Genomic DNA, 21,280 nt, shown 5'->3' with positions numbered 1-21,280 from the left:
CCGGGCCCGGGGGTTCCGGCCGTCACCCCCTTTCGGATGCGTTCCAGCCCATCTGGGCGGACAGACGTGCGGTTGATTCGAGAAGCCTGGCCACGCACTCCTCGACCTCGGCGCGGAAGCGCTCGACCGGGCCGCAGACGCTCACGACGGCGACCGGCCTGCCGTGATGGTCGAGGATGGGCGAGGCCACGGAGGCCGCGCCGGACATGCGCTCGGAGAAGGACTGGGCGAAGCCGCTGTCGCGGATCGACGTCAGCTCACGGCGGAGCTTGGCCTTGTCCACGATGGTGTTGCCGGTCAACGGCTCCAGGGCGCCGAGCGACAGGTAGTTCTCGATCTCCTCCTCGGCGAGGTAGGCGAGGAAGGCCTTGGACGAGGCGCCCGCGTGCAGCGGGTGGGCCACGCCCAGGTTGACGCTCATGATGACCTCGCGGGCGGGGGTCACCTGGTCGACGTAGATGCGGTAGTTGCCGGTGCGGATCGACAGGGTGGCCGTCTCGTCGGTGCGCTGGGACAGCGTCACCAGTTCGGGCGCGGCGATCCGCCGCACGTCGATCCGGTCGAGGTAGGCCAGACCGAGCCGCATCGCGCCGACGCCGAGCGAGTAGCGCCGGGTCGACTGGTCCAGCTCGATCAGCCCGCGCACGCGCAGCGAGGCCAGGATCCGGTGCACCGCGGCCTTCGACATGCCGAGCGCGTCGGCGATCTCGGTCACGCCGAGCGTGTTCGACGGGGTCTCGGCGAAGTGCATGAGAACGTCCGCGGCCCGTTCGACGGTGGCGATGGCCTGTCCGGAGCTCTCCCGGGCGGGTGCCCGCCCGTCGGCGTTCTTGGTCGGCATCGTTCCTCCAAGGAAACAGTCAGAATCGGCTACCTACCTTGGCGGTGAAACCCGACGCGCGCAGGAAGATCGGTGACAATCCGCGTGTCGAGGAACTCCCACCACTCGTCCTGGCTGACCCGCTGGCTCTCCCAGCCGTCGTCCGCCTTGAGGGTGGACAGCGCCCTGCGGTATTCGCCCCAGGCCGCCTCGTCGTCGAACGCGGCCCAGTTCTCCAGCGTGTAGACGTCGCCCACGGCGCTGTAGTACCAGCGGACCTCGCGGACCATCGGCAGATCCCGGTAGAACCGTCTCCCGGTCCTCCAGCCACTGCCAGAAGCCCTTCATGTCCTGCCGCGCCCGGGACCGCAGTTTCATCCGGTGGACGAGGTAGATCATGGCGACGGGCTCCAGGTTGGCACTCAAGCGAGCTTGTTCCGCACACAGTAACGCTGTTTCAATATATTGGGAAGCCCTGGCGCCGGACGCTGTCCTGCGGTGATCCCGGCACCGGGGTTCCCCGCCGCACCGTGCGTCGACGTGGGGCAACGACCGACCTGACGCACTTCCAGCCATCTGAGGAGGCCGATTCCGTGGAGGCAGAGCAGATCGTCCCGGGGGACCGATCAGCGGTCGACGAGCAGCCGCCCCCCGTCACCGGGCCCCTGGCCGGCCTGGTGGTGGTCGACGTGGCCACCCTGTTCGCGGGCCCCCTGGCCGCGACGATCCTGGGCGACTACGGCGCGGACGTCATCAAGGTCGAGCACCCCGACCGCGGCGACCCCTCCCGCACGCACGGCGCGAGCAAGGACGGGATCGGCCTGTGGTGGAAGATGCTCGGCCGCAACAAGCGGACCGTGACCGCCAACCTGGGCCGCCCCGAAGGCGCCGAGCTGCTCAAGCGGCTGCTCGCCCGGGCGGACGTGCTGATCGAGAACTTCCGTCCCGGCACCCTGGAGCGCTGGGGCCTGTCCCCCGACACGCTGCTGGAGCTGAACCCCCGGCTGGTGATCGCCCGGGTGACCGGCTTCGGGCAGTTCGGCCCCTACTCCGGCCGGCCCGGGTTCGGCACCCTCGCCGAGTCGATGAGCGGCTTCGCCGCGGTCACCGGCGAGCCGGACGGGCCGCCGACACTGCCGCCGTTCGGCCTGGCCGACGGCGTGGCCGCGCTGACCTGCGTCAGCGCCGTCACCATGGCCCTGCACCACCGCGACAGGCCCGGCGGCACCGGCCGCGGCCAGGTCGTCGACCTGGCCATCATCGAGCCCCTGGTCACCCTGCTCGGCCCGCAGCCGATGGTGTGGGACCAGCTCGGCAGGGTCCAGCCGCGCACCGGCAACCGCTCGGTCAACAACGCGCCGCGCAACACGTACCGGACCAGGGACGGGCGGTGGGTGGCGATCTCCACCTCCGCCAACTCCATCGCCGAGCGGGTCATGCGCCTCGTCGGCCACCCCGAGGTGATCGACGAGCCGTGGTTCGCCTCCGGCGCCGAACGCGCCGAGCACGCCGACCTGCTCGACGGGTACGTGGGCGGCTGGATCGCCGAACGCGACCTGGACGAGGTCGTGCGGGAGTTCGAGGCCGCCCAGGCGGCGGTGGCGCCCATCTACGACGTCCGCGACGTGTTCGAGGACCCGCAGTACCAGGCCCTCGACACGATCACCACGGTCGACGACGAGGACCTCGGGCCGCTGCGCATGCAGAACATGCTCTTCCGGCTCTCGGCGACGCCCGGCTCCATCCGCTGGACCGGCCGCGCCAGAGGCGCCGACAACGACGACGTGTGGGGCGGGCTCGGCCTGAGCACCGAGGACCTGGCAGCCCTGCGAGACAAGGGGATCGTGTAATGACCGGGACGATCATGCGGACGCCTCTCTGGGAACGGCTGGACGGCGCCAGGATCGTCGACCTCGCCCAGCCCATGCGGACCGGCATGCCGCAGTCGCCCAGCCATCCGCGGTTCCGGATGGTCATCGAACGCCGGCACGGCGACATGGTGCGCGAGGACGGCGGTTCGGCGGCCAACGAGGTGATCCTGACCGGCGGCCACGTGGGCACCCACGTCGACGCGCTCGGCCACGTCTCCCAGGACGGCTACCTGCACGGCGGCGTCGAGGCCGCCGGGGTCCAGTCCCACCAGGGCCTGTCCGAGCTGGGCATCGACGCCTTCCCCCCGTACGTGGGACGCGGCGTGCTCCTGGACGTGGCCGCCCTGCACGGCGTCGACGTGCTCCCGCCCGGCTACGAGGTGACCCCGGCCGACCTGGAGAACGCGCGGGACCGGGCCGGCGTGCCGATCCGGCCCGGCGACGCGGTCCTCATCGGCACCGGCTGGTCGCACGAGTGGGACCGGCCGGGGCGGTTCATCGGCGAGGAGGGCGGCGTGCCCGGCCCCGGCCCCGACGCGGCCCGCTGGCTGGTCGAGCAGGGCGCGCGGGTGGTGGGCGGCGAGACCGTCGCCTTCGAGCAGATCCAGGCGGGCCGCGGCCACGGCGTGCTGCCCGTGCACCGCATCCTCCTGGTCGAGTCCGGGGTGAACATCGTGGAGACCATGCGGCTCACCGAGCTGCGGGAGCTGGGCGTGCCCGAGTTCCTGCTGGTGCTCAACCCGCTGCCCGTCGTGGGCGCCACCGGCGCCCCGGTCCGGCCGCTCGCGGTGCTGGCGTCATGACGATCGTCTCCGCTCTCGCCGAGTTCGCCGCGGCCTCCCGTGACGGGCTGCCCGAGCGCGTCATGGCCGACGTGACGGGCCGGGTGCTCGACACGTTCGGCAACTGCCTGGCCGCCCAGGAGCTGACCGGCCCGCACGAGCCGCACGAGGCGGTGCGGCGGCTGACCGGGCGGTGGGGAGGCGCCGGCGAGTGCTCGGTGCTCGGCCGCGCGCTCGCGCTGCCCGCCCCCTCGGCCGCCCTGGTCAACGGCACGCTCGCGCACGCGCTCGACTTCGACGACACCCACCTGCCGTCGGTGCTCCACCCGTCCGCCTCCGTGGTGCCCGCCGCCCTGGCGGTCGCGGAGCCGGTACGGGCGAGCGGCGCCGCGCTGTGCCAGGCCATCGCGGTCGGCGACGAGATCACCAACCGCCTCGGCATGGCGTCCTACCTGCCCGAGCTGCGCAACTCGGTGTTCTTCGAGAAGGGCTGGCACGCCACCTCCATCTGCGGCACGGTCGGCGCCGCCGCCGCCTCGGCCCTGCTCATGGGGCTGGACGCGGCCGGCATCGCGGACGCCATGGGCATCGCCGCCAGCATGGGCGCCGGGGTCATCGAGGCCAACCGCACCGGCGGCACCGTCAAACGGATCCACTGCGGCTGGGCGGCGCACTCCGGCGTGGTGGCCGCGGGCATGGCCGCGGAGGGCGTGACCGGGCCGCCGACCGTCTTCGAAGGCCGCTTCGGCTTCTTCCAGGCGTTCCTCGACGGCCGCTACGACGCCTCCGCGATCACCGCCGGGCTGGGCGAGGACTGGGAGCTGCTGCGCACGGTCTACAAGCCGTACCCGTCCAACCACTTCACCCACCCCGGCATCGACGCCGCCCTGACGCTGCGCGCCGAGGGCCTGCGCCCTGAGGACGTGGACGAGATCGAGCTGGGCGTGGCCGCGGCCCCGCTGCGCACGATCGGCGAGCCGTACGAGGAGAAGGTGCGTCCCCGGACCCCGTACCACGCGAAGTTCTCCGGCCCCTACACCGTGGCCAGCGCGCTGGTCGGCGGCGGCGGGCTGGGCCTGCACCTGGACGACTTCACCGAGGCCGCCTTCCGCGACGAGCGGCGGCTGGCGCTGGCCGCGCGGGTGCGGGTGGTGGCCGACGAGCAGTGCTCGCAGGAGTTCCCCCGGGCCTTCTCGGCCGTGCTGCGGGTGCGCACCCGCGACGGGCGGCGGCTGGAGCACCGCGTGCACAGCTCGCGCGGCGGGCCCGAGCATCCGCTCAGCATCGACGAGCTGGAGCGGAAGTACGCGCTCAACGCCGCGCGCGTGCTGGCCCCCGAGGCGGTCGCGGCGCTGGCCAAGGAGGTCCGCGGGCTCGCCGCCCGCGACGACGTCACCGGGCTGCTCGCGCCGGCGCTGATCGCGGCGGGATGACGGCCTCCGCGACGCCGGGGGCCGCTCGGTGAGCGGCCCCCGGCCGGTGAGCTGCCCGCTGTACAACGCCACCACGACGGGCGGCGCCTTCCTGGTGTCGCTGCTGCCGCAGGACGTGCGCGGGTTCGGGGCGGTGGAGACCGGGCTGATCATCCTGGTGGCGACCGTCGGCATGCCGTTCGGCGGCCGGCTCACCGGGCGGCTGGCGCAGGGCGGGTCGCTGCGCCGGCTCATGGCGGGCGCGATCACCGTCCTGGCACCGCCGCACCCCAGGTCAGGAAGCGGGCCAGGAGCGGACGAAGAGCGGGCCCGGCAGATCGGGGACGGCCGGGCCGTACGCCCAGGTCCTGGCCGGGAGCGAGAGCACCTCGACCTCGCACTCGGGGGCCGGGACGTCGGAGGCGGACGCATAACCCGCGGCCCGCGTGCCACCGTCCTCCGTGCGCAGCGCCTCGGTGACGGGCAGGCGGAGCGCCCGTGGGGCGTCGCCGTCGGGCAGGCCGTCCTGCCAGGCCGGGGGGCCGGAGAACCAGGCCACGGCCAGGCAGCCGTCCGGGCCGGCGGCACTCGCCGTACGGGGCGTGCCCGGCGGGAGGTAGGCGTAGGTCCCGGCGGGGAAGTCCGTGCCGCTGACCGAGATCAGCCCGTCCAGCACCACGAACTCCTCCGCGCACGGGTAGTGACCGGTGGCCTGCCTGCTCCACCCGGCGGGGAAGCGCACCAGCGACACCGACGCCGCACCGGCGGCGTGCAGCCGCACCAGCCGGACGGGGCCCGAGCTGGCGGGCATGACGACCTCGCGCCACTCCAGACCGGGTCCGTCGAGATCCACCACCTGGGCCATCAGTGCCCCACCTCCGCCGTAGCCGCGGGCCTCAGGCCCGCTTCCGTCATGGTCACGCAGTCGAGCATGGTCACGCAGTCGAGCATGGTCACCCCGTCGAGCATGGTCACGCCGTCGAGCCGCACGCGTTCACCCGGCCATCCCGAGGACGCGGCGCGCCTGGCGCACCACGGCCTCGTCGACCATCCGGCCGGCCGAGTCCAGCAGCACGCCCGACCCGCTCGCCTCGAACCGCTCGATCAGGTCCCTGGCCCACGCGACCCGCTCCGCCGACGGGGTGAACACCTCGTTGACGACCGCGATCTGGGCCGGGTGGATGCAGGCGCGGCCCGCGTACCCGAGCCGGGCGATCGCCTCGGTCGACGCCCGCAGCGCGTCGAGGTCGCGGAAGTCGGTGGAGACGGGCCCGACCGGCGGGGAGATGCCGGCGGCGGCCGAGGCGAACACGACCTGCGAGCGGGCCCACAGCAGCTCCCGTTCGTCCGGGCCGGGGCTGACGCCGGTGTCGGCGCGCAGGTCGGCCTCGCCCACCTGCAGCCTGGCCACCCGGGGGGCGCGCGCGATCTCCAGAGCCTGGAAGATCGACGCGGCCGACTCCAGCAGCGGCACCACCGGCAGCCCGTCCGCGCCGAGCGAGGTGAGCAGCGCGTCCAGCTCCACCAGCTCGGCGGCGCTCTCGACCTTGGCCACGACCAGCCCGGCCAGCGACGGCGCGGCGGCCACCGCCCGGACGTCCGGTTCGCGCAGTTCGCCAGGGTTCACCCGGACCCACAGCTCCACCGGGCCTGGATCGGTCTCGCGCAGCCAGCCCGCCACCGCCTGTCTGGCCGCGTCCTTGCCCGCCGGTGGGACGGCGTCCTCCAGGTCGACGATGAGCGCGTCGGCGCCCCGCCCGAGCGCCTTGCCCAGCTTGTCCGGGGCGTCGCCGGGCACGTACAGATGGGACCGCGCCATCCGGCTCACCCCACCTTCACGTCGCCGCGCGACAGGGACCTGGCCACCACCGTGCGCAGCACGTCGTTGGTGCCCTCGCCGATGCTCATCAGCACCGAGTCGCGGTAGAGCCGCTCGACCTCGTACTCGGTGGAGTAGCCGTAGCCGCCGTGCACCTTGAGCGAGCCGATCGCGGACTCCAGCGCGACCTCCGAGCAGAAGATCTTCGCCATGCCGGTCTGCGCGTCGGCGCGGCCCTTCCTGACCTGGTCGGCGGCCCAGTACGCCATGAGCCTCGCCGCCTGCAGCGTGGTGGCCAGGGAGGCGAGCTGGATCTGCACGGCCTGGAAGTCGCCGATCGGCTGCCCGAACGCCTTGCGCTGGCGCGAGTAGGCGAGCGCCTCGTCGTAGGCGCGCTGGGCGATGCCGACCGAGCGGGCGGCGATGTTGACCCGGCCCCACTCCAGGGCGGACAGCGCCTGCTGCATGCCGCGTCCCTCGACGCCGCCGAGCAGGTTCGCGGCGGGGACGCGCACGTTGTCGAGCACGATCTCGCACGACTCGGTGCCCTTGTAGCCGAGCTTCGGGATGTCCTTGGTGACCTGGTAGCCGGGGGTGTCCGCCTCGACGAGCAGGATGCTCATCCCCTTGTGCGCGGGCGTGGTGGCGGGGTCGGTCTTGACCAGGACCGGCAGCGGGTCGGCGTGGCGGGCGTTGGTGATCCACGTCTTGGTGCCGTTGACCACGTAGTGGTCGCCGTCGAGCCTCGCGGTGGTGCGGATTCCCTGGAGGTCGGTGCCGGCGTCCGGCTCGGTCAGGCCGATGCCGGTGCGGCGCTCGCCGGTGGCCAGCTCGGGCAGGTAGCGCCGCTTCTGGTCGTCGGTGCCGTGCATGGCGATCATGCGGCAGGCCAGGGAGTGGCTGCCGAGGATGCCGGCCACGCCCATCCAGCCGCGCGAGATCTCCTCGAAGACCAGCGCGAACGACACCGGGTCCAGGTCGAGGCCGCCGTACTCCTCGGGGATGGTGATGCCGAACAGGCCCATCTCCTTGAAGCCGTCGACGATCTCCGTCGGGTAGCGGCCCGCGTGCTCCCAGTCGCGCGCGACGGGCACGATCTCCTTGTCGACGAACGCGCGCAGCAGCACCCGGAAGTCCCGCTGCTCCTCGTTCAGCTCGAAGTCCATAACTACCTCTCGATCGGGACGAACACGGGCAGGGCGCGGCCGTCAGGCAGCGGGCGCCAGTCCAGCCGCAGCGGGTCGCCGACGCCGACCGCGCCGGGCTCGCCGGTGACCACGTTGGACAGCAGCAGCACGCCTTCGGCGAGCCGCACCCTGGCCACGACGTACGGGGGCGTGAAGCCGGGCATCGCCCGGTGGACCACGGTGCAGGCGTCGACCGCGGCCTCGCCGGAGGCGTCGAGCCAGCCCAGGCCCTCGGTGGCGCCGCAGGCCGTGCAGAGCGCCCGGGGCGGGTGCTGGGCGTGGCCGCAGGAGCAGCGCTGCACCAGCAGCCGCCGCTCGCGGGTGGCCTCCCACCAGGGCAGCGTGACCTCGTCGGGCTCGGGCACGTTCACCGGTCCACCCCCAGCAGGACGGTCGCGTGCGTGGACAGGATGCCGCCGGTGCCGTGGGCGAGCGCGACCTCCGCGCCGGGCACCTGCCGTTCGCCGCACTCGCCGCGCAGCTGGCGGGCAGCCTCGACGAGCAGCAGCACCCCGTACTGGCCGGGGTGACAGTAGGACAGGCCGCCGCCGGAGGTGTCGAGCGGGAAGCCGCCGCCGGGGCGGATGCGGCCGCCGGCGATCCAGTCGAGCGCCTCGCCCCGGCCGCAGAACCCGAGCGCCTCCAGCGTGAGCACGACCGTGATGGTGAACGAGTCGTACAGCTCGGCCACGTCCACGTCGGCGGGGGTGAGCCCGGCGCGGGCGAACGCGTCCCGGCCGGCCTCGACGGCGCCGGTCACGGTCAGGTCGTCGACGGTGGTCATCGACGTGTTCGTGGTGCGCTCGCCGTAGCCGAGCACGCGGACCGGCGGCCTGCGCAGGTCGCGGGCCCGCTCCAGCGAGGTGAGCACGATCGCGCCGCCGCCGTCGGTGACCAGGCAGCAGTCGGCGGAGGTGAGCGGCGTGGACACCAGGGGCGCGGCGAGCACGTCGGCGGCGGTGAGCGGCCCGGCCCCGTAGCGGTAGGCGGCCGGGTTGAGCAGCGCCCACTCGCGGGCGGCGACCGCGACCTCGGCGAGCTGCTCGCGGGTGCCGCCGTAGCGGTGCAGGTAGTGCTGGGCGGCCATGGCGTAGTACGAGATCGGGTAGAGCGGCCCGTAAGGCGTCTCGAACTGCGCCTCCGGCGTGTGCGTCTCCACGACGCCGCCGAGCGACCTGGAGCGCGCCGAGCGCTGGTTGGACGCGAACGACACCACGACGGTCGAGCACTGCCCCGCCTCGATGGCCTGGACGGCGCGCGCCACGTACATCTCGAACGCCGACCCGCCCGCGAAGGTGGAGTCGGTCCACGACGGCCGCAGCCCGAGATAGTCGGCGAGCTGGGTGGCCGAGAACCGGGACACCCCGGTGGTGGCCACGCCGTCGACGTCGGCGAGGGTGAGCCCGGCGTCGGCCAGCGCCCTGGTGACCGCCTGGGCCTGCAGCCCCAGGATGGACCTGCCGGTGACGCCGAGGTCGCTCTCGGCGGCGCCGGCGATGGCGACGCCGGTCATGGCGCCTCCCCGCGCAGCACGACCTCGGCCCCGGCCGGCTCGACCGCCACCCGCTCTGCCTGGTCCCCGCCGACGACCAGCACGCGCTGCTCGACGTGTACGACGTCGCCCTCGACGGCGCTCACCCGGCCGACGCAGCGGACGGTCTCGCCGGCGAAGACGAGGTTCTTGAACCGGAAATGCAGGCGGCGCACGAACGCGCCCGGCCCGAGCCAGTCCTGCAGCTGCTCGGCCAGCAGCGCGCCGAACACCTGCCCGTCCACGACCGGCGCGGGCAGCCCGCGCGAGGCCAGGTAGTCGGGGTCGTAGTGGAGCCGGTGCCAGTCCCAGGTGGCGCCGGCGTAGGCGACCATGGCGCGCAGGTCGATGGTCCGTTCCAGCGGCGGCACCTCCGCGCCGGGCGTGACCAGCGGTGCTGTCACCGTTCCTCCTTCCGCGCGACGTAGATGATGGTCTCCTCGTTGGTGCACAGCAGGTCGCCGTGCTGGTTGGTGTAGGTGGCGACCGAGGAGACGATGAGCATGTCCTGCCCGCCGGACGTGCTGCGCTCGGTGGCGCCGGCCAGCCGCCAGGTGGCGGTGATCACGTCGTCGGGGCGGACGTGCCGGTGGAAGGTGTAGGTGTTGCCGCCGCGCACCTTCCTGCTGCCGGGGATGTCGAGGTGCCAGTCGTGGCCCGCGTACCCGTCGGGGTCGGGCGGCACGTCGGCGTACTGGTTGGTCTCGCAGATCAGCGTCGGCGGCGCGACGACGCCGGGGTAGCCGTGCTCGCGGGCGTAGGCGTCGTCGGTGTAGAGCGGGTTGTCGTCGCCGACCGCCCTGGCGAAGTAGCGGATCGCGGCGCGGCCCAGCTCCTCCGGCGCGGTGTAGGAGACTTCCGTGCCGATCCTGGCGCGCAGCTCGTCGGTCAGCAGGCTCACGGCAGCACCGCCGCGGGGAAGACCTCCAGCAGGAACTCCGGCCGCAGCAGCCCGGCGCAGAGCGCGCCGGTGGAGGCCGGCCACGGCTCGCGCAGCAGCCGCTTGCGCACCTCGGCCACGCCCCGGTAGTCGGCCAGCCCGTCCGGGCAGACGAACTCGATCGTGGAGATCAGGTGCTCCGGCCCGGCTCCGGCGGCGGCCAGGACCTGCCCGATCGCGTCGTAGGTGACCTCGGCCTGGGCGACCACGTCTCCCGGGTGCAGCGCCTCCTGCGTCTCCATGTCGAGCGCGGCGAAGCCGCTCATCCACAGCATGCCGCCGGCCTTGACGCCGGGCGTGTAGGTGAGGGTGTCGTAGCGGGACCAGCCGGGGTTGACGGCCTCCAGCGGGTGGCGGGAGGCGGTGACGTCGAGCGCGACGAGCACGCCCGGCCGGTGCAGCCTGCTCATCAGGATGCCGCCCGCGCCGGGGTAGACGCCCGCGCCGCCGAGCCGTTCCTTGCGCGCCCGGTGGGTGCGCCGGTAGACGTCGCGGGTGGCGGGGGTGGTGTAGTCGTACGTGGTCACGGCGGCGTCGAGGGACAGCCCGGCGCCGCGCAGCAGCCGGTCGGCCTTGTCCAGGCAGTAGGCGTACTGGCCGATCAGGTCGCCCTCGCTCACCACCTCGCCGCGCTCGTCGACGGGCAGCACGGTCGGCAGGAACACGGCGCCGTCGGCCGTCTCGGCCACGCCGTCGCCGGTGACGGCCCTGGGTCCGCCGGGGCCGGCGTGCACCTCGATCTCGATGAACGCCGCCGGGCGGAGCAGCCGCTCGACGATCACCGTGGTGACGGCGGGCCGGTGCTCGCCGAAGATCTCCTGCCGGACGGCCTCGGCCTCCGGGTAGTGGTCGAGGCCGTGGACGGTGACGTTCTCGGTGATCTTGGTGACGTCGGCGAAGGTCAGCCCGGCCGCCTCCAGGATCGCCTCGATCTTCCGGTACGCGGTCCTGGCCTGGTCGGTCATGCCGCCCCGGACCACCATGCGGCCGCTCTCCGGGTCGTGCTCGCTGGCGGAATGGCCGGACAGCCAGGCGTCGGCGCCGTGCGTGAGGCCGAGCGAGAAGGAGTACCCCTCATAGCCGAACCAGGGGAAGTGGGCGGGACGGATGGCGTTGAGTGTCATGCGTTCTCCTCCGGTGCCGCGAGCCGGTCGGCGAGCGCGGCGATGGCGGTCAGGTCGGGCTCGTCGGCCAGCGCGCGGATCCGGCGGGCCAGCTCGTCCGCGTCCGGCGACGGCCCGCCCGCGCCCGCGGTGAACTTGGCCACCAGCGCGGCCTCGCTCAGCGGGTTGCCGGGGCCGCCGGCGCTCCTGGTCACCCGCCCCTCGACCTCCCGCCCTCCGGCCGGCCGCAGCCGCACGTGGCCGGGCGCGTCGGCGGCGACGCCGGGGAACGGGGTGACCTCGGTGCGGACGCGGGCGGCCAGGGCGGCGACGTCGTGGCGGCGCAGCGAGGCGGGCGCGTACGTGCCGAGCGTGACCTCGCCGTCCAGCAGCAGCGCCGCCACGCTCCACGGCAGCGAGAACTTCGCGTCGTACGGGGTGCGCGGGGCGAGCTTGCGGCCGGCGGGCTCGCACACGATGGCGGCGCTGTCGGGATGCACGTACGCGACGACCTCGGCGATCTCCCCCCGCGCCGCCGTGCGGCTCTCTCCGGCTGCGCGTAGCGCTTCGGCGGCGGCGTCGAGGGTGGCGTGCATGAGCTGGCAGGCCGGGTACGGCTTGATCGTGATGCGGGTGGTCTCCCACGTCGCGCTCAGGCCGTCGGTGATGCGGGCGGTGTCGGCGGGGCGTCCGGCCAGGGCCGCGTACAGGCCGTGCGGCCCCTCGATCACGGTGTCGGGGCCGCTGGCCCCGGCCGCCGCGAGCCGGGCGGCCAGGATGCCCGACGCCGAGGCCAGCCCGGGGTGCAGCTGCTTGGTGGACGCCCCGGTCGACAGGAACTCCAGCAGGCCGCCCGCCTGGCTCCCGGCGATGCCGAGCGCGTCCACGGCGGTGCCGGGGCCGAGCCGCATCAGCCGGGCCGCCACGACGGCGGCGGCCAGCACGCCGCACGCCATGGTGGCGTGCAGTCCCCGGGCGTGGAAGGCGTGCGGGGCGGCGGCGCCGAGCCGGCACACGGTCTCGTAGCCGGCGATGGCGGCGGCGAGCACCTCCGCGCCGGTCGCGCCGGTCTGCTCGCCCACGGCGAGCGCGGCGGGCAGCACGGCGGCGGTCGCGTGCACCAGCCCGCCCGCGTGGGTGTCGTCGAAGTCGAGCGCGTGCACGAGCGTGCCGGTGGCCAGGGCGGCGGCCACGGCCGAGCCGCGCGCGCCGGTGCCGGGCAGCGACGACTCGGGCGGGCCGCCGAGTCCCCGGGCGACGGCCACCGCGGGCGCCGCCGCTCCGGCGCGGCCCGCCGCGACGGCGGTGCCGAACCCGTCGAGCAGGTGCCGGCAGGCGGCCCGGCGCACCTCCTCGGGCGCGTCCGCCGGGCCGGGCCCGAGAGCCCAGGCGGCGAGGGTCCGCGCTACGGTCACCGCACCGCCCCCGGACTCCCCGCCGGACTCCCCGCCGGACTCCCCGCCGGACTCTCCACCGGGCTCTCCGCCGGGCTCTCCACCGGGCCGAAGGCGCCGGACTCGGACAGCTCGCGCACCCGGTCGTCGTCGTACCCGAGCAGGTCGCGGACGACGTGGCCGAAGTCCTCGTTGCGGCGCGGCGCGCGCCGGTAGGCGGGCCGCTCCGTGCCGACGCGGACCGGGGAGGCCACCTGGCGGACGGTGCCCCAGTGCGGGTGCTCGGTCTCCACCAGCAGGTCGCGGGCGGCGGTGTGCTCCTCCCGCATGACGGCGGCGACGTCGTTGATCGGGCCGCACGGGATGGCGGCGGCGTACAGCGGCGCGAGCCACTCCTCGACCGTGCGCCGCCGGAAGAGGTCCTCCAGCAGGGGCAGCAGCACGTCCTGGTTGCGGCGCCGGTCGGCGAAGGTGGCGAAGCGCGGGTCGTCGGCCCATTCGGGGTGGCCGATGACCTGGGTGAGCCGCTGCCAGAACTTCTCCTTGGCGCAGCCGACCACCAGCCAGCCGTCGGCCGCCTGGAACGCCTGGAACGGCACCAGCGACGGGTGCGCCGAGTGGCGGGTGCGCTCGGGGACGAACCCGGCGTTGAGGTGCCAGACCGCCGGGTAGGTCAGCAGCCCGATCGCGGTGTCGTACAGGCTGACGTCGCAGTCCATGCCGACGCCGTCCCTGCGGGCCGCGTGCAGCCCGGCGAGCAGCGCGATGGCCGCCACGAAGCCGCCGGAGTAGTCGACCAGCGACAGGCCGGACTTGGTCGGCGGCCCGTCCGGGTCGCCGGTGAGGTCCATCCAGCCGGCCAGGCCCTGCAGGACGTAGTCGTAGCCGGGCTCCTTGCTGCGCGGCCCGGTCATGCCGAAGCCGGTCAGGGAGCAGCACACGATGGCCGGGTTCAGGTGCTTGAGGTCGTCGTAGGTGATGCGGATCTTGGCCGGTACGTCGCCGCGCAGGTTGCTGTAGACGGCGTCGCTGACCTTGACGAGGTCCTCGAAGACCGCGCGGCCCCGCGTGCTGGACAGGTCCAGGGACAGGCTGCGCTTGTTGCGGTTGAAGGTCTCGAAGAACAGCGAGTCCTCGCCCTCGGCGTACGGGGGCACGTAGCGGCCGACGTCGCCGCCGGCCCTCGGGTCCTCGATCTTGATGACCTCGGCGCCCAGGTCGGCCAGGTGCACGCTGCCGAACGGGCCGGCGCCGTACTGCTCGACGGCGATGATCCGGACGTCTTCCAGCGGTCTCACGCTCGCCCTCCCGTGATGTCGGCGATGAGGTGGATGATGGCCTGCTGCGCGGCCCTGGTCTCGGCCGCGGACAGGCCGTGGGTCGGCGGGGTCAGCTTGACGGAGTCGGCCAGGCCCTCGTAGGCCGCGATCCGTTCGCGCACCTCGTCGCGGGTGCCGGTCAGGGTGAGCGCGTCCACCATGCGGTCGGTCACCACGTCGCCGAGGTGGTCGGCGCCGCGCCCGCCGCGGAAGGCCTCGACCACGGCCTCCTGGTCGGCGGCCAGGTCGTGGAAGGCGAAGAACTCGGCGTAGCTGCGCACGCTGGCGTAGAAGCCGACCAGGCCGGCCGCGCGGCGGCGGGCCACCTTCGGGTCGTCGTCGACCGAGCAGGCGGCGGAGACGACGAGGTCGAGGTCGTCGCGCCGCTTGCCGGGTGCCTTGCCCAGCCCGGCCTCGATCTCCGGCAGGATGCGGTCGGCCAGGTAGGCGGGTGAGCACAGTTCGTGGGAGATCCAGCCGTCGCCGACCTCGGCGGCGAGCCTGGTCATGGCCGGGCCGACCGCGGCCAGGTAGATCGGGATCCGGGTGCGGAGGGGCGGGAAGGGACGCTGGTAGCCGATGATCCGCATCGGCTCGTGCTCGCCTTCCAGGACCATGGGCTCGCCCGTGCCGCAGTGTTCCCAGAAGTGGCGCAGGTAGCGGACGGTCTCGCGCAGGTGGCCGACCGGCTTGCCCCAGCGGGCGTTGTGCCAGTCCTCGTTGAGCCGTTTGACCCCGCTGCCGAGCCCGAGCACGAACCGGCCGCCGGACAGCTCGTCCAGGTCCAGCGCCTCGAGCGCGGTCACCATCGGGCTGCGGGTGAAGGCGAGCGCTATGGCGGTGCCCACCCGGGCGCCGGTGGTGGCCTGGGCGAGCGCGGCGGCTGACACGGTCGCGCTGCGGTGCAGCTCGGGCACCCAGACGACCTCGGCGCCCGCCTCCTCGGCCGCGCGGGCGGCGGCGGCCTGCTCGGCCAGGGTCTCGCCCCACGGGCCGTAGGTGATGCGCACTCAGTCCTCCAGGGAGAGCGGCTGTTCCGCGGTGGGGAACAGGCCCTCGACCTGCTCGGCGCCGCGCTTGTACACGTAGAAGGTCCGGTTGAACGAGCAGACCTCCTTGCCGTCCTGGTTGAGCGTCCTGGTCTTCACCGTGACGATGCCCGCGTGCGGGCGGCTGCCCGACCCGCGCTTCTCCAGCACGATCGACTCGCTCCACAACGTGTCGCCGGCGAACACCGGGTGGGTCATCCGGATGTCGGTCCAGCCCAGGTTGGCGAAGGCGTTCTGGGTGAGGTCGGTGACGCTCTGGCCGACGGCGATGGCCACCGTGAAGGTGGAGACCACCAGCGGCCTGCCGAACTCCGAGCGCGCGGCGTACTGCGCGTTGAAGTGCATCTGGTTGGTGTTCATCGTCAGGAGCGTGAACCAGGTGTTGTCCGCCTCGGACACGGTCCTGCCGAGTGGATGCTGATACACGTCGCCGACTTCGAAGTCCTCGAAGAACCGACCCTGCCAGCCCGGTTTGACACTCATGACGTTCCCTTGCTCAGGTCTCACGCCGACAGCCAGAGCCTAAACATCAGACCATTCGAGGGTCAAGGCGTTGTTCCACTCAACGTAACAACGTTTCGTCTAGTCGCCGCTTTCCCGTCGCTCCCTGTCGATGCGCGTGTACGTCTCCCGCAGGTGCTCCAGATGCTCGCGCTGCGCCCGTTCGGCGGCCTCACGGTCACCGGACTCGACGGCCTCGAAGATCTCCCGATGGTCGCCCTCGACCCGCTCGAAGAACTCGGGCGCCGCCCGGTCGCGGGCGAACCTGCCCTCCAGCACACCGAACACGGGAGCGGTCACGGCGGTCAGCAGCGGATTGCCCGCCGCCGAGAGCAGCAGCTCGTGGAAGCCCCGGTTGGCGAGGAACCCGCGTCCCCGGTCGCGGCGCGGCTCGGCCAGCGAGCGCCGCAGCGCCTCCAGTTGCTCGGGGGTCCGGCGCTCCGCCGCCAGCCCGGCGGCGGGCACCTCCAGCAGGACCCTGACCTCCAGCAGGTTGGCCACCGAGCCGGAGTCGGTGAACAGCGCGAAGCTCGACAGCAGATAGCGCCTGATGTGGTCAGGATCGGGGTGCACCACGAAGCTGCCCCCGGCCACTCCCCTGCGGGTGACCAGCAGGCCCTCGCTCGACAGGACGCGCAGCGCCTCGCGCACGGTGCTGCGGCTCACGCCGTACATGGCGCACAACTCCGGCTCCACCGGGAGCCTGTCTCCCGGCTTCACCTGGCCGGCGAGTATCTGCTCTCTCAGCCGGCTCGCCAGGTCCTGGTACGCCGGAGCAGCGGCGCGATCGGTCGGCACGGTGTCCAGCGTAACCCGCGCGAGTGATCGTTTCGACCTGAGGTTCCCTCTAGCGAAACGGTGTTTCATCATGCCACCCTGATGCTCCGCGAGAAGGGAGCACCGACATGACCAGCAACGACCCGTCCCCCGGAGCGGCGCCGCCGAGCCTGCGCAGGGATCGTCCTGGCCCGCCGCCCCGAGGGAGTGCCCGTGGAGGAGGACTTCCGGCTGGAGACCGTGCCGGTGACGCCGCCGGGCCCCGGCGAGACGCTGGTGCGGGCCGTCCACCTGTCGCTCGACCCGTGGGTCCGCGGCGCCATGACGGGCCGCGACCTGGGCCACCCGCCGATCCACCCCGGCGACCTGGTGGCCCACCGTGCTGACCGGCGTCGACCGCTCCATGCGGGTGATGCGCGAGGAGACGTTCGGCCCGATCATCCCGATCATGCCGTTCGACGATGAGGACGAGGCCGTTCGTCGACGCCGAGATGTGGGGCACCACCAGCCGGGCCGGCGACCAGGCCATCGTGTTCACGTTCGGCTGGAACGACCGCCCGCAGGAGCGCATCGTCGAGATGTCGATGCCCACCGCCGGCTACCGCACCCGCCTGTGGCAGCACTTCGAGGACGGCAGGCTCAGCCGGCTCACCGTCATCGAGGAGCGCCGCGTCCCCGGAGCCGAGCCCGAACGCTGGTACGTTCCGGTCGGCGCCTGACTCACAGGAGGATCACTGGTGGAACTCGACTACGACCTCGTGGTGGTGGGCGCCGGCACCGCGGGCATCCCGTGCGCGGCGGAGGCCGCGCACGGCGGCGCCCGGGTGCTGCTGGTGGAGAAGGACCACCGCGTCGGCGGCACGCTGCACATCTCCGGCGGGCACATGGCCGCCGCGGGGACGCGCCGGCAGGCCGAGCGCGGCATCGCCGACTCCGTCGAGGCGCACCTGGCCGACATCCTGCGCATCAGCGGCGGCACCGTCCGCGAGGACCTCGCCAGCGCCGTGGTGCGGAACGCCGCCGAGACCGTCGACTGGCTCGACGGTCTCGGCTTCCGGTTCGCGCCCGAGACGCCGCGGATCATCTACGGGCACGAGCCCTACACGACCGCCCGCACCTACTACGGCGTGGACGAGGCGGCGTCGATCCTGGAGGTGTACGAGCGGGTGCTCGCCGACGCCACCGCCACCGGCCGCCTGGACCTGTGGAAGAACGCGCCGGTGATCGAACTGCTGACCGCCGGCGGCCGCGTCACCGGCGTCACGGTCCTGCGCGACGGCCAGGACGTACGGGTGCGCGCCCGCCACGTGGTGCTGGCCACCGGCGGCTTCGCCGCGGAGCCCGAGCTGTTCCTGGAGCTGGAGGGCGCGCCGCTGGTGTCAGCCGCCCACCCGACCTCCACCGGCGACGGCATCCTGCTGGCCAGGGAGCTCGACGCGGGCATCCAGGGCGCCGGCTCGTTCCTGCCGAGCTTCGGCGGCCTGCCGCACCCCACCACCCCGGGCAAGGCCAGCTGGTCGGACCGGCAGCTGCTCGTCGCCGCCGAGCGCCCGCCCGTCGAGATCTACGTGGACAGGACGGGCCACCGCTGGGTGGCCGAGGACGAGCCGTCCATCGACACCAAGGAACGCGCGCTCACCCGCATCCCGGACATGACGTTCTGGACCGTGTTCGACGACGCCATGCTGGAGTCGACCCGGTCCGGCCGCCCGCTCGTGGTCGGCTGGACGCCCGAGGACCTGCGCGCCCAGGCGGGGGTGCGCGTGGGCGTGCACGCCGCCGCCACGCTGGAGGAGCTGGCCGGGCAGACCGGCATCGACGCCGGCGGGCTGGTCGCGACCGCGGCCCGGTACAACGCGGCCGTCGCCGCCGGGTCGGACCCCGACTTCGGCCGCGTCCACCTGCCGCTGCCCCTGGCCACGCCGCCCTTCTACGCGATCCGCAACCACGCCATCTCGCTGGTGACGTTCGCCGGGCTGGACGTCGACGAGAGCCTGCGGGTGCGCCGCGCCGACGGCGAGCCCATCGCGGGCCTGTACGCCGTCGGCGAGGTCATCGGGGCGGCCGCCACCTGCGGGCAGAGCTTCTGCTCCGGCATGCTGGTCACCCCGGCCATCACCTTCGGCCGGCTGCTGGGCCGCCGCCTGGCTCAGTCGTAGAAGCCGAGCCTGCGCAGCTGCTTGGGGTCGCGCTGCCAGTCCTTGAGCACGCTGATGCGCAGGTCGAGGTAGACGCGCGTGCCCAGCAGCGCCTCGATCTGGTGGCGGGCCTTCGTGCCGACCTCGCGCAGCCGCTCGCCCTTGTGACCGATGACGATGGCCTTCTGCGACGGCCGCTCGACGAACAGGTGGGCGTAGATGTCGAGCAGGTCGTCGCGGTCCTCCCTGGGCAGCATCTCGTCGACCACGACCGCGATCGAGTGGGGCAGCTCGTCGCGGACGCCCTCCAGCGCCGCCTCCCTGATCAGCTCGCCGACCAGCACCTGCTCCGGCTCGTCGGTGAGCTGACCGCCCTCGTAGAGCGGCGGCGACTCCGGCAGGTGGCGCACGAGCACGTCGGCCAGCACGTCGAGCTGGTCGCCCGCCTGCGCCGACACCGGCACCACGTCGGCGAACTCCGCGATCTCCGACACCGCCAGCAGCTGCTCGGCGATCTGCTCCCTGCTCGCCAGGTCGCACTTGGTGACCACGGCGATCACCGGCGTCTTCTTGACCGCGGCCAGCTTGCCCGCGATGAACCGGTCGCCCTTGCCGATCGGCTCGTTGGCGGGCACGCAGAACCCGATCACGTCGACCTCGGTCAGCGTCGACAGGACAAGGCTGTCGAGCCGCTCGCCGAGGAGCGTGCGCGGCCGGTGGAGGCCCGGGGTGTCGACGATGACGAGCTGGGCGTCGGGCCGGTGCACGATGCCGCGGATCGCCCGCCTCGTCGTCTGCGGCTTGGACGAGGTGATCGCCACTTTGGTGCCGACGAGGGCGTTCATGAGCGTGGACTTGCCGACGTTCGGCCTCCCCACGAAGCAGGCGAATCCGGCACGATGGCTGTCTGGCGAGGTCACACTGTGCATTCTCGCCTATCAGCAGACCTGCGCACGCCACCAGGCGAACACGCCGGGCAGCACCCGCGGCGACCACGGGGTCATCGCCAGCCCGTCCAGCTCGTCCTCCCGGACCCAGCGGGCCTCCCTGATCTCGTCGCCGTCGGGGGTGGGCGTGCCGGACTCGATCACGCACCCGTACACGGCGATCATGTAGGCGCACTCGTGGCCGTTCGGGTAGTGGACTCGGAACTCGGGCCCGCCGTGGACGCCGATCAGGCCACGCACCCGCACCTCGATGCCGAGCTCCTCGCGCAGCTCGCGCCGCACCGCCTCCTCCGGCCGCTCGTCGGGGTCGAGGGCCCCGCCCGGCGCCGCCCACAGCCCGACGTCGCCGTGGCGGGCCACCAGCAGCCGGCCCTCGTCGTCGAACACGCAGCCGCAGACCGACGGCATCATCAGCAGGTCTGGCCCCAGCTTGGCGCGCACCCCGGCCAGGTAGGGCGACATCGGCATGGTCAGCCCCGCAGCGCGCCGTCGGGACCGGCCACCAGGATGGCCGGCACGCCCAGCTCCGCCGCCACCTCCCCGTCGTCCGGGGACGGCCCGTCGCCGGCGGTGACGAGCGCCACCGCCTCCAGCGCGCGGGCGCCGCTGGAGACCGCCGTCGCCACCGCCACCTGCACGGCCGACAGCCGCAGCGCGGACAGCGCGACATCGGTGGCCGCGTAGGTGCGGCCGGTCTCGTCGCGCACGGCCGCGCCCTGCGCGGAACCGTTACGGGCGCGCGACGCCCGCGCCAGGGTGATGAGCTTGTTGTCTTCCGGGTCGAGTGTCACGAGGACAGGTTACGGGCTGGCCATCCGCATCACCGCGTCGAGGAGCTGGCGGGTGCGCTGCGGCTCGACCTCGGCCATGCTCGTGTGCACCATCGACACCAGCATGTCGCCCGACCGGGCCAGCACCACGTCCAGCGCGTACGGGTAGCCGTTCAGCCGGCCGCGCAGCTCGCCCGCCACCGCCTCGTCGGCCACGTCCGCCACCGGGACGAGCGCCGTGCGCAGGTGGGTGCCGCCCCCGGCGCGCACCTCCCGGCAGGCCCTGAGCGCGGCGGCCAGCGCGCTCATGTGCTCCCCCGCCGCCCCGTCGTAGCGGGCCAGGCCCACCCCGACCTGCTCGCCCAGTTCGTCACCCTGGTAGCTCGCCGCGGCCTGGGCGGTCAGGCCCCGCTCGGGCGCCCGGCCGGCGGCCGCGTCCAGCACGGCCCGGCAGTTACGGTCGGCCGGCGTGAACGGCGCCCGCCACGGCTGCTCCGAGCGCGGCGAGAAGCCGTCGGGCAGCCGGGGCTCCTTGCTGAGGATCTCCTTCATCTGGGCCAGGGCCTCCGTGTCGAGCCCTTCGGCACCTCCACAGCCTGCCAGGGCACCGGCAAGGAGCCCGCAGGCGATGATCCGCGTTCCGCGTTTCATGATTCCCCCCGTGCCCAGCCTCCCCGACCAGCGAAAACGGCAATCCACCGGAGTTACCAATAAACGATCAAACGCTAAAAGGGTGCCCTCGCCCGGTTATCCGGACGAGAACACCCTTTACGCCGAACGACGTCCGACCGGCTAGCAGGCCGGGCCGTCGTCGTCCCCCCAGGAGCGCCCCGCCGCCGAACCCCTGCGACGGCCGGGCGCGTCCCTCTTCTCGGCACCCACCGCACCGGGTGCCGGGAAACAGGCTGGCGCACCCCGCT

25 protein-coding genes and 1 pseudogene are annotated in these 21,280 nt (G+C 73.5%); 6 read left to right on the top strand and 20 right to left on the bottom strand.

All coding sequences use genetic code 11. From position 1 onward, the window contains the following. Positions 1-22 precede the first annotated feature (22 nt). Together ACQEUU_RS13015 and ACQEUU_RS13010 are read right to left on the bottom strand one after the other, a co-directional pair. Positions 23-841, bottom strand: coding sequence for an IclR family transcriptional regulator (locus ACQEUU_RS13015; RefSeq protein ID WP_433064810.1), 819 nt, complete (start codon positions 839-841; stop codon positions 23-25). A 29-nt stretch (positions 842-870) separates the two neighbouring features. Beyond that, positions 871-1,110, bottom strand: coding sequence for a hypothetical protein (locus tag ACQEUU_RS13010; RefSeq protein ID WP_433064807.1), 240 nt, complete (start codon positions 1,108-1,110; stop codon positions 871-873). Positions 1,111-1,413: 303 nt separating this feature from the next. Here ACQEUU_RS13010 and ACQEUU_RS13005 point away from each other — a divergent pair, with 303 nt between their 5' ends. Genes ACQEUU_RS13005 through ACQEUU_RS12995 form a run of 3 tightly spaced genes read left to right on the top strand, consistent with a single transcriptional unit; the run spans position 1,414 to position 4,906 of the window. Then, complete coding sequence (locus ACQEUU_RS13005; RefSeq protein ID WP_433064804.1) at positions 1,414-2,670, top strand: CaiB/BaiF CoA transferase family protein; 1,257 nt, start codon at positions 1,414-1,416, stop codon at positions 2,668-2,670. Continuing rightward, complete coding sequence (locus ACQEUU_RS13000) at positions 2,670-3,494, top strand: cyclase family protein (RefSeq protein WP_433064801.1); 825 nt, start codon at positions 2,670-2,672, stop codon at positions 3,492-3,494. The genes ACQEUU_RS13005 and ACQEUU_RS13000 overlap by 1 nt, the downstream gene beginning before the upstream one ends. Next, positions 3,491-4,906: an MmgE/PrpD family protein gene (locus ACQEUU_RS12995; protein WP_433064798.1), complete on the top strand. Its 1,416-nt coding sequence runs from the start codon at positions 3,491-3,493 to the stop codon at positions 4,904-4,906. Before ACQEUU_RS13000 ends, ACQEUU_RS12995 begins: the two co-directional genes overlap by 4 nt. 274 nt (positions 4,907-5,180) lie before the next feature. Here the strand turns inward: ACQEUU_RS12995 and ACQEUU_RS12990 are convergent, their stop codons facing one another. From ACQEUU_RS12990 to ACQEUU_RS12925, 14 genes are all read right to left on the bottom strand, one after another. Further along, the gene (locus ACQEUU_RS12990) at positions 5,181-5,750 is read right to left on the bottom strand and encodes a cupin domain-containing protein (protein WP_433064795.1); all 570 of its coding nucleotides are present in this window, start codon (positions 5,748-5,750) and stop codon (positions 5,181-5,183) included. Continuing rightward, positions 5,750-5,875 carry a hypothetical protein gene (locus tag ACQEUU_RS12985; protein WP_433064793.1) on the bottom strand — a complete coding sequence of 42 codons (126 nt, stop codon included), beginning with the start codon at positions 5,873-5,875 and terminating at the stop codon, positions 5,750-5,752. Before ACQEUU_RS12985 ends, ACQEUU_RS12990 begins: the two co-directional genes overlap by 1 nt. 4 nt (positions 5,876-5,879) lie before the next feature. Further along, positions 5,880-6,704 carry an HpcH/HpaI aldolase/citrate lyase family protein gene (locus tag ACQEUU_RS12980; protein WP_433064790.1) on the bottom strand — a complete coding sequence of 275 codons (825 nt, stop codon included), beginning with the start codon at positions 6,702-6,704 and terminating at the stop codon, positions 5,880-5,882. 5 nt (positions 6,705-6,709) lie between these two features. Further along, positions 6,710-7,870: an acyl-CoA dehydrogenase family protein gene (locus ACQEUU_RS12975; protein WP_433064787.1), complete on the bottom strand. Its 1,161-nt coding sequence runs from the start codon at positions 7,868-7,870 to the stop codon at positions 6,710-6,712. Positions 7,871-7,872: 2 nt separating this feature from the next. Further along, positions 7,873-8,262 carry a Zn-ribbon domain-containing OB-fold protein gene (locus ACQEUU_RS12970; protein WP_433064784.1) on the bottom strand — a complete coding sequence of 130 codons (390 nt, stop codon included), beginning with the start codon at positions 8,260-8,262 and terminating at the stop codon, positions 7,873-7,875. Then, the gene (locus tag ACQEUU_RS12965) at positions 8,259-9,404 is read right to left on the bottom strand and encodes an acetyl-CoA acetyltransferase (protein WP_433064781.1); all 1,146 of its coding nucleotides are present in this window, start codon (positions 9,402-9,404) and stop codon (positions 8,259-8,261) included. Before ACQEUU_RS12965 ends, ACQEUU_RS12970 begins: the two co-directional genes overlap by 4 nt. Continuing rightward, positions 9,401-9,826: a MaoC/PaaZ C-terminal domain-containing protein gene (locus tag ACQEUU_RS12960; RefSeq protein WP_433064778.1), complete on the bottom strand. Its 426-nt coding sequence runs from the start codon at positions 9,824-9,826 to the stop codon at positions 9,401-9,403. Before ACQEUU_RS12960 ends, ACQEUU_RS12965 begins: the two co-directional genes overlap by 4 nt. Further along, positions 9,823-10,323: a MaoC family dehydratase gene (locus ACQEUU_RS12955; protein ID WP_433064775.1), complete on the bottom strand. Its 501-nt coding sequence runs from the start codon at positions 10,321-10,323 to the stop codon at positions 9,823-9,825. Before ACQEUU_RS12955 ends, ACQEUU_RS12960 begins: the two co-directional genes overlap by 4 nt. Next, on the bottom strand, positions 10,320-11,486 hold the full coding sequence (locus tag ACQEUU_RS12950; protein ID WP_433064772.1) for a RidA family protein: 1,167 nt from the start codon (positions 11,484-11,486) through the stop codon (positions 10,320-10,322). The genes ACQEUU_RS12955 and ACQEUU_RS12950 overlap by 4 nt, the downstream gene beginning before the upstream one ends. Beyond that, positions 11,483-12,880 carry an MmgE/PrpD family protein gene (locus ACQEUU_RS12945; RefSeq protein ID WP_433064769.1) on the bottom strand — a complete coding sequence of 466 codons (1,398 nt, stop codon included), beginning with the start codon at positions 12,878-12,880 and terminating at the stop codon, positions 11,483-11,485. The genes ACQEUU_RS12950 and ACQEUU_RS12945 overlap by 4 nt, the downstream gene beginning before the upstream one ends. Beyond that, on the bottom strand, positions 12,877-14,157 hold the full coding sequence (locus ACQEUU_RS12940; RefSeq protein ID WP_433064766.1) for a CaiB/BaiF CoA transferase family protein: 1,281 nt from the start codon (positions 14,155-14,157) through the stop codon (positions 12,877-12,879). Before ACQEUU_RS12940 ends, ACQEUU_RS12945 begins: the two co-directional genes overlap by 4 nt. Beyond that, positions 14,154-15,188, bottom strand: coding sequence for an LLM class flavin-dependent oxidoreductase (locus tag ACQEUU_RS12935; RefSeq protein ID WP_433064763.1), 1,035 nt, complete (start codon positions 15,186-15,188; stop codon positions 14,154-14,156). The genes ACQEUU_RS12940 and ACQEUU_RS12935 overlap by 4 nt, the downstream gene beginning before the upstream one ends. Then, the gene (locus tag ACQEUU_RS12930) at positions 15,189-15,710 is read right to left on the bottom strand and encodes a MaoC family dehydratase (RefSeq protein WP_433064761.1); all 522 of its coding nucleotides are present in this window, start codon (positions 15,708-15,710) and stop codon (positions 15,189-15,191) included. A gap of 99 nt (positions 15,711-15,809) precedes the next feature. After that, entirely contained in the window at positions 15,810-16,526 is a 717-nt protein-coding gene (locus ACQEUU_RS12925; RefSeq protein WP_433064758.1) for a FadR/GntR family transcriptional regulator, read from the bottom strand. A gap of 159 nt (positions 16,527-16,685) precedes the next feature. Between ACQEUU_RS12925 and ACQEUU_RS12920 the strand changes: the two are divergent. The 3 genes and pseudogenes from ACQEUU_RS12920 to ACQEUU_RS12910 form a co-directional block, all read left to right on the top strand. Continuing rightward, a pseudogene (locus tag ACQEUU_RS12920) lies at positions 16,686-16,865 on the top strand (NADP-dependent oxidoreductase); the annotation flags it as partial. Positions 16,866-16,966: 101 nt separating this feature from the next. Next, positions 16,967-17,224: a hypothetical protein gene (locus tag ACQEUU_RS12915; protein WP_433064756.1), complete on the top strand. Its 258-nt coding sequence runs from the start codon at positions 16,967-16,969 to the stop codon at positions 17,222-17,224. 18 nt (positions 17,225-17,242) lie between these two features. Next, positions 17,243-18,664 carry an FAD-dependent oxidoreductase gene (locus tag ACQEUU_RS12910; protein WP_433064753.1) on the top strand — a complete coding sequence of 474 codons (1,422 nt, stop codon included), beginning with the start codon at positions 17,243-17,245 and terminating at the stop codon, positions 18,662-18,664. Here the strand turns inward: ACQEUU_RS12910 and era are convergent. From era to ACQEUU_RS12890, 4 genes are read right to left on the bottom strand one after another with little or no spacing between them, the layout of a single operon-like run. Further along, on the bottom strand, positions 18,655-19,563 hold the full coding sequence (gene era, locus ACQEUU_RS12905) for a GTPase Era (RefSeq protein WP_433064750.1): 909 nt from the start codon (positions 19,561-19,563) through the stop codon (positions 18,655-18,657). The two genes, ACQEUU_RS12910 and era, sit on opposite strands and share 10 nt — an antisense overlap. Before the next feature lie 18 nt (positions 19,564-19,581). Continuing rightward, positions 19,582-20,058, bottom strand: a complete 477-nt coding sequence (locus tag ACQEUU_RS12900) for an NUDIX domain-containing protein (protein WP_433064747.1) — start codon at positions 20,056-20,058, stop codon at positions 19,582-19,584. Positions 20,059-20,060: 2 nt separating this feature from the next. Next, positions 20,061-20,381, bottom strand: a complete 321-nt coding sequence (locus ACQEUU_RS12895; RefSeq protein WP_433064744.1) for a cytidine deaminase — start codon at positions 20,379-20,381, stop codon at positions 20,061-20,063. Positions 20,382-20,390: 9 nt separating this feature from the next. Continuing rightward, the gene (locus tag ACQEUU_RS12890; RefSeq protein WP_433064741.1) at positions 20,391-21,011 is read right to left on the bottom strand and encodes a hypothetical protein; all 621 of its coding nucleotides are present in this window, start codon (positions 21,009-21,011) and stop codon (positions 20,391-20,393) included. Positions 21,012-21,280: the final 269 nt, after the last annotated feature.

Origin of the sequence: Nonomuraea sp. CA-218870, assembly GCF_050936535.1 — a bacterium.
Taxonomy (GTDB): Bacteria; Actinomycetota; Actinomycetes; order Streptosporangiales; family Streptosporangiaceae; genus Nonomuraea; species Nonomuraea corallina.
Note: the sequence above shows the minus strand (reverse complement) of the source record. Positions and strands in the feature narration are given on the sequence as shown.